Source organism: Streptococcus sp. C150 (assembly GCF_000187445.1).
Classification (GTDB): Bacteria; Bacillota; Bacilli; order Lactobacillales; family Streptococcaceae; genus Streptococcus; species Streptococcus raffinosi.
In genome coordinates this window covers 414318-427515 of sequence record NZ_GL698449.1, presented here as the reverse complement: position 1 = coordinate 427515, position 13198 = coordinate 414318, and the positions used below count along the sequence as shown (strand labels likewise).

The following is a 13198-nucleotide window of genomic DNA, read 5'->3' as shown; positions in this document are numbered from 1 at the left end:
CTTTCAAGATTTTATTCTCTCTTTTAACTATTTGTTACAGAAATAAAGATAAATTCGAAAAGTTTTTCATTATATTTTCATAGGATATTTTCATAAAGGCTAAGTTAGCGTTTAGATACGATTTAAGATGTTTTGACTAAAATCACTTGTTGAAAAAGCTGTTTTTTCAAATGCAAGGTCAGCTGTAAAGATACCCTCTTGAAATGTTTTTTCAATAGCAGCAGTGATTAATTGAGCAGCTTCTGACCAACCGATATAATCTAAGAGCATGCACCCAGATAATAGTACCGAACATGGATTTGCCTTGTCTTGATCTGCAATATCAGGAGCCGTTCCATGTGTCGCTTCAAAAATAGCATGGCCAGTTTGATAGTTAATGTTGGCTCCAGGGGAAATTCCGATACCACCAACCTGTGCGGCCAAGGCATCACTGGCATAATCACCATTCAAGTTGGTCAAGGCAACCACATCAAATTTTCCTGGATTTAGAAGAATTTGTTGTAGGAAGTTATCTGCGATGATATCGTTAATCTCTAAACGACCAGCAAGTAGGTCCTCTTTATACTCTTCCTGTGCCACCTCGTAACCCCATTTACGGAAACCGCCCTCAGTAAATTTTTGAATATTGCCTTTGTGGACTAGGGTTACTTTTTTGAGATTATTCTTGAGTGCATAGTCAATTGCTGAACGAATTAATCGTTTACTTCCTTCAATTGAAATTGGTTTAATACCGATACTACTTGACTCTGGGAAACGAATTTTAGTCACACCCATTTCTTTCTGCAGAAAAGCAATGACTTTCTTTACCTCTTCCGTTCCTGCTTCCCATTCAATACCTGCATAGATATCTTCGGTATTTTCACGAAAAATAGTAATATCCGTTTTTTCTGGTTCTTTAAGAGGGCTTACCACTCCTTTAAAGTAACGAACTGGACGAACGCAGGCATAGAGGTCAAGTTCCTGACGTAGAGCAACATTTAAAGAACGGATTCCACCACCAACTGGCGTTTCAAGAGGACCTTTAATAGCTACCAAACTGTCTCGAATAGCTTCTAAAGTAGCTTGAGGTAACCATTCTCCTGTTTTGTCAAAAGCCTTTTTTCCTGCTAGAAGCTCTTGCCACTCAATTTGACGCTTACCATCATAGGCTACCTCTACAGCCTTATTGAAGATGGTTTGAGCATTTTTCCAAATATCACGACCAACACCATCTCCTTCAATATAAGGAATAATAGGATTATCAGTAACCTCTAGGTGACCATTTCCCATTTTGATTTTTTCTGCCATAGATTTTTCCTCACTAACGTTTTTCTAAAGGAATATAAGTTAAGTTTTCTTGTCCAATATATTGAGAACGTGGACGAATCAATTTATTATTTTTTTGTTGCTCCTGAATATGTGCAATCCATCCTGCGACACGACTCATTGCAAAGATGAGCGTGAAGATATCACTATCGATACCCAAAGAATGGTAAACCGTCGCTGAATAAAAATCGACATTGGGAATCAAACCTTTCTTAATTTTCATGAATTCCTCAATCTCTTGCGACATATTAAAGAACTCTTGATTTTCCGTATTCTCAGTCAACTTCTTAGCCATATCTCTCAAGAATATTTCTCGAGGATCCTGTTTTTTATAAACACGATGTCCAAATCCCATGATTTTTTCTTTAGAGTCCAGCTTTTCTTGCAGATAGGCACTAACATCACCAGATTCATGGACTTCATTTAGCATATCAAAGACGCGCTCATTAGCACCACCATGGAGAGGGCCTTTTAACGCTCCAATAGCTGTCGTAACACAAGAATAAATATCTGTAAGGGTTGAAGCACAAACACGCGCTGCAAAGGTTGAGGCGTTCAACTCATGATCTGCATGAAGAATTAAAGCCTTATTCATAGCTTCAACTTCAATAGTAGATGGTTCAACCCCATTCAGCATGTAAAGAAAATTTGCCGCAAAGCCTAAATCTTCACGTGGTTTCACAGGCATCTGACCCGTCCTTAAACGAGCGAATGTTGTAATAATTGTTGGCAACTTAGCCATCAATTCAATACTTTGTTGATAGATGGCTTCCAGGGAGCGCTCCTCAGCATGAACATTATATACCCCTAATAATGAGACTGTAGAACGCAAAACACTCATGGGATGCAAATGAGGCCTTGATTGTATGAGAATACATTGCTCAACCGCATCCGAAATATCATAATTCTTACGCAATTCCGCTTCAAAATATTTAAGTTCCATTTGAGTTGGTAGATGCCCATTCCACAAGAGATATATGATTTCCTCAAAAGAAGCTTTATTATCCATAAATTCTGAAATATCATAGCCTGCATAGGATAAATGATCATCAATAATAGACGAAATACGTGTATTACAAGCAATCATATCCTTCAGACCATTTGTTTCAACTGTTGTCATATTATGCTCCCTTCAATTTTTTTCGAACAACCATTGGTAGAATACCACCATTCTTATAGTAGCGAATATCAGCGTCTGCATCAAAACGAACTAGTACCTTAAATGTTTTTGTTTCAGAAGACGTTTTAGCTGTTACTGTGATAACATCGTGGACACCAGGATTTTCCGAAAGATCAAAGCTAAATGTCTCCTGTCCTGTCAAACCAAGAGACTCAGCTGATTCTCCTTCCATAAATTGAACTGGCAAAATGCCCATCATCACTAAGTTTGAACGGTGGATACGTTCAAAGCTCTCAGCAAGAACTACTTTTACACCAAGGAGATTTGCACCTTTGGCTGCCCAGTCACGGCTCGAACCCATTCCATAGTCTTTACCAGCAATCACAAGCGTGTCTTGATTGGCTTCCTTGTATTTCATAGCCGCATCATAAATAGGAATGATGTCACCATCATATTTAGTATATCCACCAATTTTACCCTCAGCCAACTCATTTTTGATACGAATATTAGCAAAAGTTCCTCTCATCATCACTTCATGGTTTCCACGACGACTACCATAGGAATTAAAGTCCTGATAATCCACTCCGTGTTCAGAGAGATAATTCGCTGCAGGACTATTTCGGGCAATATTACCAGCTGGAGAAATATGGTCAGTTGTTACTGTATCTCCAAATTTCGCTAAAACTTTCAAATCAGTCAGTGGTTTAATGGACAAGTCGTCTCCCAAGCAATCAAAATAAGGTGGGTTTTGGATATAGGTTGATTCTAGATTCCATTTATAATTTTGACCTTGCTCAGTTGGAATAGCATTCCACTTCGCACTGTCTGAAAAGACATTGGCATATTCATCTTGGAAGAGTTGACGAGTCACGAATTTATCAACATATGACTCAATTTCATCACGAGATGGCATGATATCTTCTAGATAGACAGCTTTGCCATTTTCATCAACCCCAAGAGCTTCAGTAGTCAAATCAATATTGGTGTTACCAGCCAAGGCATAAGCAACAACCAAAGGTGGGCTAGCTAAAAAATTTGCTTTAACCAGAGGATTGATACGTCCTTCAAAGTTACGGTTTCCTGATAAAACAGCACTTGCCAACAAGTCATTGTCAGAAATAACTTTAGCCACTTCTGGTCGTAGATCTCCTGAGTTACCAATACATGTCGTACAACCATAACCAACTAAATTAAAGCCAAGTTTATCCAAATATGTTTGCAAGCCTGAAGCTTTGAGATAACCTGTAACCACTTTAGATCCTGGCGCCAAAGAGGTCTTGACTGTTGGAGAGACTTTGAGCCCCTTTTCAACAGCCTTTTTAGCTAAAAGACCCGCAGCCATAAGAACGTAAGGATTTGAAGTGTTGGTACATGACGTAATCGCTGCTATTGCCACATGACCAGTCTGAATCGTCTCTAAATGTTCCTCAAAATCAACTTGAGCCGTCTTTTCTAATTCCTCACGATCAAGACCAAAACCACGGACACCTGCTTCTCGAACTACAGCATCCTGGAATTCTTGTTTAGCATCGGATAAGAGAATCAAGTCTTGTGGGCGTTTTGGACCTGAAATCGAAGGTTTAATGGATGACAAATCAATTTCAACAACCTTGGTATAGGTAGCTTCTTTGCTAGGATCATAGAAAAGATGGTTAGTTTTAGCGTAGGCTTCTGTCACCTTGATATGTTGCTCATCACGGTTGGTCAAACGCATGTAGTTTAAGGTTTCCTCATCAATTGGGAAATAACCACAGGTCGCACCATATTCCGGTGCCATATTAGCCACTGTAGCACGGTCAGCTAGAGATAAACTCTTCAAACCAGGACCAAAGTACTCAACGAATTTACCAACAACATTTTCAGAACGAAGCACCTGAGTAATCTTGAGGGCCAAATCGGTTGCCGTCGCAATTTTAGGCAGTTCTCCTGTCAAACGAACACCTATAACCTCTGGGATTGGGAAATAAGATGCTTCACCAAGCATTGCTGCTTCGGCTTCAATTCCTCCGACACCCCAACCAAGAACACCGATACCATTGATCATAGTTGTGTGACTATCTGTACCAAACATAGAATCTGGATACAGAAGCCCATCTTTTTCAATAATAACGTCACTTAAAAATTCGATATTAACTTGGTGAATGATACCTGTTGCAGGTGGAACGGCACGATAATTTTCAAAGGATTGTTCAGCCCACTTAAGAAATTCGTAACGCTCATTATTACGCTTAAACTCCAAATTAATGTTATCTTCAAGAGACGTACTACAACCATAAGAATCTACCTGAACAGAGTGGTCAATCACCAAGTCCACAGGAATCTCTGGATTAATAAGTTCTGCCTTTCCTCCATTCGCTACGATTGCATCACGCATGGATGCCAAATCAACAACAACAGGAACTCCGGTAAAGTCTTGAAGAATAACACGACTTGGTTTAAAAGGAACTTCCGAATTTATCGAAATATTCGGAAATTTCAAGATACTATTAATGTGAGATTCTGTAACATCAACACCGTCCTTTTTTCTTAAAAGACTTTCAAGTAATATTCTAATCGTATAGGGTAGGTTTTCTACCGTAACACCCTGCTTTGTCGCAACTTTTTCAATATCATAAAACGTAAAGTCTTGATCTTTTACAGTCAGATTTGAGCAATATTCTTGCATACTAGAACCTCCATTAGTTAAAAGTTTTTTTTATTTTATATCTATTTTTTCTAAAATACAAATGAAATTGGCATTTTTATGTCACAAAAACTCACATAATTAGTTAGTTGACTCCTTTTTCCAATAAATATTGACTGGTGTCAAAAAACTTTAAAAAGGCTTAAAAACACAATATATGGGGTTGTGTTTGAATACTAAACACAAAATATTGTATTTTTTTCGGTTCAACCTCTTGATTTTTCCCTATATTTTGGGTATTCTATTAGAGTTCCAAAAGTGACCTTTAGTCACTTAAATTCATTATTAAAAGGAGTATTTGCAATGGCAAAGATTACATTGTTTTCAAAAAACAACTGCATGCAATGCAAAATGACAAAAAAATTCTTAGAAAAGGAGAATGCTGATTTCGAAGAAATCAACATTGATGAGCATCCAGAGAAAATTGATTATGTAAAAAGCCTTGGTTTCACAGCTGCTCCAGTTATTGAATCCGGTGATATCGTCTTTTCGGGATTTCAACCTGCAAAACTTAAAGAAATTCTCTAACTCTCAAGTTTTCATTATAGAAAGGAACTTGTTTGCTTAGTTTAAGGAATAAATCTTAATAAACCATTAAACTAAGTTTGGTATCAGTATTATGTCTTTAAAAAATCTTGGCGATGTTTCTTATTTCCGCCTCAATAATGAAATCAACCGTCCAATTAACGGTCAAATACCTTTGCACAAGGATAAAGAAGCCCTTCATGCCTTTTTCCTTGAAAATGTTAAGCCAAATTCAATGGCATTCAACAGCATCACAGAAAAAATTAATTACTTGATTGAAAATGACTATATCGAGTCTGAATTCATTGGGAAATACGAACCTGCCTTCATTGAGAAATTGTCTGCGGAAATTTACTCTCAAAATTTTCGTTTTCAATCATTTATGTCGGCTTACAAGTTCTATCAACAATACGCTTTAAAAACTAATGATGGCCAGGCTTATCTTGAAAGTATTGAGGACCGTGTTCTTTTTAATGCCCTCTACTTTGCTGACGGCGATGAACATCTAGCCAGTGATCTTGCTAATGAGATGATTCACCAACGTTATCAACCTGCTACTCCTTCCTTCTTGAATGCTGGGCGTAGCCGTCGTGGAGAACTTGTTTCATGTTTCCTTATTCAAGTAACGGATGACATGAATTCTATCGGACGTTCTATTAACTCAGCCCTACAGTTGTCACGTATTGGTGGTGGGGTAGGTATTAGTCTCTCTAACCTACGTGAAGCTGGTGCTCCTATTAAGGGGTATGCTGGTGCAGCTTCTGGTGTCGTACCAGTAATGAAACTCTTTGAAGATAGTTTCTCTTACTCAAACCAACTTGGTCAACGTCAAGGTGCTGGAGTTGTTTATCTTAGCGTCTTCCATCCAGATATCTTAGCTTTTCTTTCTACTAAAAAAGAAAATGCCGATGAAAAAGTTCGTGTCAAAACATTATCACTAGGCGTTACCGTACCTGATAAGTTTTACGAATTGGCACGTAAGAATGAAGAAATGTATCTCTTCAGCCCTTACTCTGTCGAAAAAGAATACGGTAAACCATTTAACTACATCGACATCACAGCTATGTACGATGAATTGGTTGCCAATCCCAATATCACAAAAACTAAGATTAATGCACGTGAGCTAGAAACTGAAATTTCTAAACTCCAACAAGAATCTGGTTACCCATATATCGTCAATGTTGATACAGCTAACAGACATAACCCAATTGATGGTAAGATCGTCATGTCCAACCTCTGTTCTGAGATTCTCCAAGTTCAAACACCAAGTGAACTGAACGATGCACAAGAATTTGTCAAACTCGGTACAGACATTTCATGTAACCTTGGATCTACTAACATCCTTAACATGATGACATCGCCTGACTTTGGACGTTCTATCAAGGCTATGACGAGAGCACTTACTTTTGTTACAGATAGCTCTAGCATCGAAGCTGTACCATCTATAAAAAATGGTAACCAACAAGCTCATACCTTTGGTTTAGGTGCCATGGGGCTCCATTCTTACCTTGCTAAAAACCACATTGAATACGGTAGCCCTGAATCTGTTGAATTCACTAATATCTACTTCATGCTTATGAACTACTGGACTTTGGTTGAATCTAACAATATTGCCCGTGAACGTCAAGAAACCTTTGTTGGTTTTGAAAAATCCAAATATGCCGATGGTTCTTACTTTGATAAATACGTTACAGGACAGTATGTTCCTAAATCTGACCGTGTTAAAGAACTGTTCGATGGCCACTTCATTCCGCAAGCAAAAGATTGGGAAGAGCTTCGTGAGTTAGTTAAGAAAGATGGTCTCTATCATCAAAACCGCTTGGCAGTTGCACCAAATGGATCAATTTCTTATATTAACGACTGTTCTGCTTCTATCCACCCAATCACACAACGTATTGAAGAACGTCAAGAGAAGAAAATTGGTAAAATCTACTATCCAGCTAACGGACTCTCAACAGACACTATTCCTTTCTACACTTCAGCTTACGACATGGATATGCGTAAAGTGATTGATGTCTATGCTGCTGCTACTGAACATGTGGATCAAGGTTTGTCATTAACACTTTTCTTGCGTAGTGAACTACCAAAAGAAATTTACGAATGGAAAACAGAAAATAAACAAACAACTCGTGACCTTTCTATCCTTCGTAACTATGCCTTTAACAAAGGAATCAAGTCAATTTACTACATTCGTACTTATACAGACGACGGGGAGGAAGTTGGCTCTAACCAGTGTGAAAGTTGTGTTATTTAACACTCTAAAATATCACTGTTCTTATTCATAAAGGGTATTAAAAAGGTCGGTTCGCCGACTTTTTTAATAGATAAACTCAAAAAGCTATGTCATGATTTTGAATTATGATAAAATAGAAACGATATCAATAAAGAAAGAGGTTTCTAATGGAAACTTACTATAAAGCCATTAACTGGAATGAAATCGAAGATGCGATTGATAAATCTACCTGGGAAAAATTGACTGAACAATTCTGGTTAGATACACGTATTCCACTTTCAAATGACCTTGATGATTGGCGTAAACTTTCAGCTGAAGAAAAAGATTTGGTCGGAAAAGTCTTCGGTGGCTTGACCTTACTAGATACTATGCAATCACAAACAGGTGTTGAAGCTATTCGTGCCGATGTTCGTACACCCCATGAAGAAGCTGTTTTGAACAACATTCAGTTCATGGAATCTGTTCACGCAAAATCCTACTCTTCTATTTTCTCAACTTTGAACACTAAATCTGAAATTGAAGATATTTTCGAGTGGACCAATAGTAACGAATACTTGCAGACCAAAGCAAAAATCATAAACGACATCTATGAGAATGGAACACCACTTCAGAAAAAGGTTGCATCAACTTTTCTTGAAACCTTCCTTTTCTACTCAGGCTTCTTCACACCTCTATATTATCTGGGTAATAATAAGCTTGCTAATGTAGCTGAAATCATTAAATTGATTATCCGTGACGAATCTGTTCACGGGACCTATATTGGCTATAAATTTCAACTTGGCTTTAATGAATTACCTGAAGAGGAGCAAGAAAGCTTCCGTGAATGGATGTATGACCTTCTCTATGAATTGTATGAAAATGAAGAGCTCTATACTAAGTCTCTCTATGATGGTGTTGGGTGGACTGAAGAAGTCATGACTTTCCTTCGTTACAACGCCAACAAGGCCCTCATGAACTTAGGACAAGATCCACTTTTCCCAGATAGTGCAAACGATGTTAACCCAATCGTTATGAATGGTATTTCTACAGGAACTTCCAACCACGACTTCTTCTCTCAAGTTGGTAATGGTTACCTTCTTGGTACTGTGGAAGCTATGCAAGACGATGATTATAACTACGGACTATAAGAAAAAACTAGCTGAGCTAGTTTTTTCTTGTCTTCAATACTATATTCGAAAAACAAATAGAAAAAGAGTTCAATCTGAACTCTTTTTAGCTTATTTTGCTTTAACTTCAAAGCCTTCTGCTACACCTTCAGCAAAGTTTTCTTCAACAATGCTAGCACAGTGATCACAGATTGTTGCATTATAGCTACGTTCCTTGGTAGTTGGATCAATACGACGACAACGGTCACAAACTTCACCTGAAGCACGTTCTACAGTGAAGGCAACATTTTCAAAGTTCACAGCTGATTCAGGAGCATCACCTTCAGCAATAGTCAATGCTGAAACAATCAAAAGTTGAGCAAGATTTGTATTCAAACCTTCAAGAAGTTCTTTAACTTCAGCATCTGGATAAATAGTCAAATGAGCTTCTAGTGATTTACCGATAACCTTCTCATTACGAGCTTCTTCCAAAGCTTTTTGAGCTTGACCACGGAAATCCATGAATGCTTTCCATTTTTCAAGGATTGCTTCTTGATTTTCGAAAGCTTCTGCTTCTGGCAACTCTGACAATTGAACAAACTCTTCAGTTTCAAATTCAAGATATGACCAGATTTCTTCAGCAGTGTGAGGAAGAATTGGAGTCAAGAGTTTTGTGATCTTAACAAGAATATCGTAGAAGACTGTTTGCATTTGACGACGTTCAAGAGAATCTGCACTCTCAATGTAAACCACGTCTTTAGCAAAATCAAGATAGAAAGCTGACAACTCTACATTAATAAAGTTAACCAAAGCTTTGTAGATAGTCAAGAACTCAAAGTTTGCATAAGCGTCACGAATGGTCTTAACCAATTGGTTGAATCGGATAGTCATGTACTGATCCACAGATCGCAATTCTTCAAAGGCCACAGCATCAGTTGTTGGATTGAAGTCTGATGTATTAGCAATCAAGAAACGGAGCGTGTTACGGATTTTACGGTAAGATTCAGATACTTGGCTAAGGATATCCATTGAGATACGGACATCATTGGTCGTATCAACACTTGTTACCCAAAGACGGAGAATTTCTGCACCAAATTGCTTTTCAACATCACTAGGAGCAATCGTATTTCCAAGTGATTTAGACATCTTTTCACCCTTACCATCGAGGGCAAAACCTTGAGACAAGAGTTGTTTATATGGTGCGACACCATGATTGGCAACTGATGTGATAAGTGATGAGTTAAACCAACCACGGTATTGGTCAGAACCTTCAAGATAAAGGTCAGCTGGATAAGTCAATTCAGGTCGATTAACGACAACACCATTCCATGATGAACCTGAGTCAAACCACACATCCATAATATCATTTTCTTTAGTAAACTCACCGTTTGGTGAACCTGGATGTGTGAAACCTTCTGGAAGAAGATCTTTAGCATCACGTTCCCACCAAATAACCGATCCATGCTCTTCAAAAAGTTTAGCTACATGTTCAATCGTTTCCTCAGTCATGATTGGTGTCTTATCTTCAGCATAGAAGATTGGGAGTGGAACACCCCAAGCACGTTGACGAGAGATGACCCAGTCTCCACGGTCACGAATCATGTTGTAAAGACGAACTTTACCCCATTCTGAATGGAATTTAACTTTTTCAATTTCATCCAAAATTTCTTGACGGAATTTAGATACAGATGCAAACCATTGAGGGACTGCACGCCAGATAATTGGTTTTTTGGTACGCCAGTCAAATGGGTATGAGTGAGAGATTTCTTCTTTGGCAAGAAGGAGATCACCAAGTTTATCAATGACTGTTGGTACAACTTTATCATAGAACTGACCTGCAAAATCAGGACCTGCATTTTCCATCATGATACCACGTTCATTGACCGTTACAGCAACTTCTAAGCCATTGGCAACACCTACGTTATAGTCATCTTCACCAAAACCGGGCGCTGTATGGACGATACCAGTACCAGAATCCAGTGTAACGTGATCACCAAGGATAACCAATTCATCAACTTCTGAATCCCATGGGTGTTCGGTTACAATTTGATCCAATTCTTTTCCTTGGTAAGTTGCAAGTACTTCAACATCTTCCCAACCAAATTTTTCAGAAAGACTTGGCAATAGCTCAGAAGCCACAACATATTTACGGTCAGATCCAGCAGGCTTAACAACTACATAATCAAAATCAGCTCCCATTGTCAAGCCTCGAGACGCTGTAATAGTGAATGGTGTAGTTGTCCATACAACGATATAGGTATCGGTATCCAATACGCCTTTACCATCCTTAACTTTATTAGCATAGTAAAGAGATGTAGAAACTAAATCATGGTATTCGATTTCTGCTTCAGCAAGCGCTGATTCTGATGACCATGACCAGTAAACTGGTTTCGCACCTTGGTAGATGTAACCTTTTTTAGCCATCTCACCGAAGACACGAATTTGTGCAGCTTCATAGTCAGGTGTCAAAGTTACATATGGGTTATCCCAATCAGCTGAGACACCAAGTCGTTTGAAATCTTCACGTTGCTTGTCAACTTGTGAAAGCGCATAGTCACGACACATTTTAAGGTATTCAGAGCGTTCGATTTCTTTACGTTTCACACCTTTTTTAGCCAAAACCTGTTCGATTGGAAGCCCATGAGTATCCCATCCAGGAATATAGGGTGCATAGAAACCAGACATTGATTTAGAACGAACGATAATATCCTTGGAAATTTTATTCATGGCATGTCCAACGTGAATATTACCATTGGCATACGGAGGGCCATCATGAAGGGTGAAGTGCGGTTTTCCTTGGTTCAATTCTTGACGACGTTGATACATATTAGCATCTTCCCACTCTTTTTGCCAGAGAGGTTCTTTATTAGGAAGTCCAGCACGCATCGGAAAAGCTGTCTTACCAAGATTTAGGGTTTCTTTAAGTTTCATTCTATCTCCTCTTCAATATAATTTACAAAATAAAAAGAGCCTTCATCAAAAAGGACGAAAGCTCGTGGTACCACCTTTGTTTAGAGCAAATATAAATTTGCTCCCTCATATGTCCGTAAGGAGGACCATCCTTCTAACTTACTTGATTCAGTCAGAACCAAAGAAAATGATAACCGGCCAAATAGGGAATGTGGGACTCACACCATCTCCCACTCGCTGAAAATATACTTGGTAAGTTTTATTTTTCTTATTCGCCAATATTCAATTTAAAAGTTTGTGTTTCGTTAAGGTTTACTTCACCTGTTGTTTCAGGTTGAAAATCAAAATCTTCATCTACTGGTGTAGAAGTTGGAAAGTCTGCTGCTTCGCTATCGAAAGAATCTGAGTTACCGAAATCAACTGGGGTCGAAACAGTTTCATTCGTTTCTTCAAATTCTTGATTAGAGAAATCTTCGACTTTCTTGTTACTTTCAGCAACACGACGTTGAAGTTCAGCCATTTCATCAGGAGTAAATTGACGCGTTGCATCAAATGAAGCTGCATCATTTGAATCTGGGACATGTTCGTCCAAAACTTTTTCAACAACTTCTTTAAAGGCAGCATCTGAGTTTTGAAGATAAATAGCTGTTGGTTGCAACAATTCACCCCACTCTGGAGCACTTGCTAAGCTAAGTTGACCTTCAACTGCAGCCAAAAGACGTTGATGGAAAACACGACTTTGACGTTTAAGCTCTTCTGTCTCAATAGCGACACGTTTCGCTTCATCAGTAGCATCACGAAGAATTTCAGATGCTTTAGATTTAGCTTCTTCAACCAAATGCGTTGCATTGAAGTTAGCTTTATTAATCAAGTTAGCTGATTCGTCAGCTGCTGAAGCTTTAACTTTTTCAGCTGTTTCTTGAGCCAAGATAACTGATTGGCTTAGTGATTCTTTCATTTCATCAAAATAAGCCAATTTTTCTTCAAGCTCTTTTACACGAGAAGCAAGCTCACGATTATCACGAACTAAATCTTCATAATCATCAACGATAATATCAAGAAATTCATCTACTTCTTGTTCATTGTATCCACGAAATTTAGTTGTAAACTGTTTATCTTTAATATCAAGTGCTGTGATTGCCATTACAGGCCTCCTTTATTTTTTTACCATTTCTTCAAGCTCTTTTACACGAGCAGCAAGTTCACGATTTTCATGAACTAATTCTTCATAACCATCTACGATAATATCAAGAAATTCATCTACTTCTTCTTGATTGTAGCCACGAAATTTAGTTGTAAACTGTTTTTCGATAATCTCAAGTACTGTAATTGCCATT

Annotated in this window: 8 protein-coding genes and 1 pseudogene; 3 read left to right on the top strand and 6 right to left on the bottom strand. The window is 38.2% G+C overall.

Annotated elements, in window-relative coordinates; all coding sequences use genetic code 11:
* Positions 1-111 precede the first annotated feature (111 nt).
* The 3 genes from icd to acnA are packed head-to-tail and all read right to left on the bottom strand — an operon-like array spanning position 112 to position 5090.
* Positions 112-1287 carry an NADP-dependent isocitrate dehydrogenase gene (gene icd / locus HMPREF0848_RS02080; RefSeq protein ID WP_008534299.1) on the bottom strand — a complete coding sequence of 392 codons (1176 nt, stop codon included), beginning with the start codon at positions 1285-1287 and terminating at the stop codon, positions 112-114.
* Positions 1288-1300: 13 nt separating this feature from the next.
* Positions 1301-2425: a citrate synthase gene (locus tag HMPREF0848_RS02075; RefSeq protein WP_008534297.1), complete on the bottom strand. Its 1125-nt coding sequence runs from the start codon at positions 2423-2425 to the stop codon at positions 1301-1303.
* 1 nt (position 2426) lies between these two features.
* The gene (acnA, locus tag HMPREF0848_RS02070) at positions 2427-5090 is read right to left on the bottom strand and encodes an aconitate hydratase AcnA (protein WP_008534296.1); all 2664 of its coding nucleotides are present in this window, start codon (positions 5088-5090) and stop codon (positions 2427-2429) included.
* 321 nt (positions 5091-5411) lie between these two features.
* Here acnA and nrdH point away from each other — a divergent pair, with 321 nt between their 5' ends.
* The 3 genes from nrdH to nrdF all read left to right on the top strand — a co-directional run bounded on the left by nrdH (position 5412) and on the right by nrdF (position 8993).
* The gene (gene nrdH, locus HMPREF0848_RS02065) at positions 5412-5636 is read left to right on the top strand and encodes a glutaredoxin-like protein NrdH (protein WP_008534294.1); all 225 of its coding nucleotides are present in this window, start codon (positions 5412-5414) and stop codon (positions 5634-5636) included.
* Positions 5637-5727: 91 nt separating this feature from the next.
* Positions 5728-7887 (top strand): class 1b ribonucleoside-diphosphate reductase subunit alpha, encoded by a 2160-nt coding sequence (gene nrdE, locus HMPREF0848_RS02060; protein WP_008534292.1) that lies wholly within the window; start codon positions 5728-5730, stop codon positions 7885-7887.
* 146 nt (positions 7888-8033) lie between these two features.
* Positions 8034-8993, top strand: a complete 960-nt coding sequence (gene nrdF, locus HMPREF0848_RS02055) for a class 1b ribonucleoside-diphosphate reductase subunit beta (protein WP_002887602.1) — start codon at positions 8034-8036, stop codon at positions 8991-8993.
* A gap of 90 nt (positions 8994-9083) precedes the next feature.
* On the opposite strand, the gene ileS is transcribed toward nrdF, so the two are convergent.
* From ileS to HMPREF0848_RS02040, 3 genes and pseudogenes are all read right to left on the bottom strand, one after another.
* Positions 9084-11882, bottom strand: a complete 2799-nt coding sequence (ileS, locus tag HMPREF0848_RS02050) for an isoleucine--tRNA ligase (RefSeq protein WP_008534290.1) — start codon at positions 11880-11882, stop codon at positions 9084-9086.
* A gap of 247 nt (positions 11883-12129) precedes the next feature.
* A complete protein-coding gene (locus HMPREF0848_RS02045; protein WP_008534288.1) occupies positions 12130-13005 on the bottom strand; it encodes a DivIVA domain-containing protein in 876 nt (291 codons plus the stop codon).
* A gap of 27 nt (positions 13006-13032) precedes the next feature.
* Positions 13033-13197, bottom strand: a pseudogene (locus HMPREF0848_RS02040) (DivIVA domain-containing protein); the annotation flags it as partial.
* Position 13198: the final 1 nt, after the last annotated feature.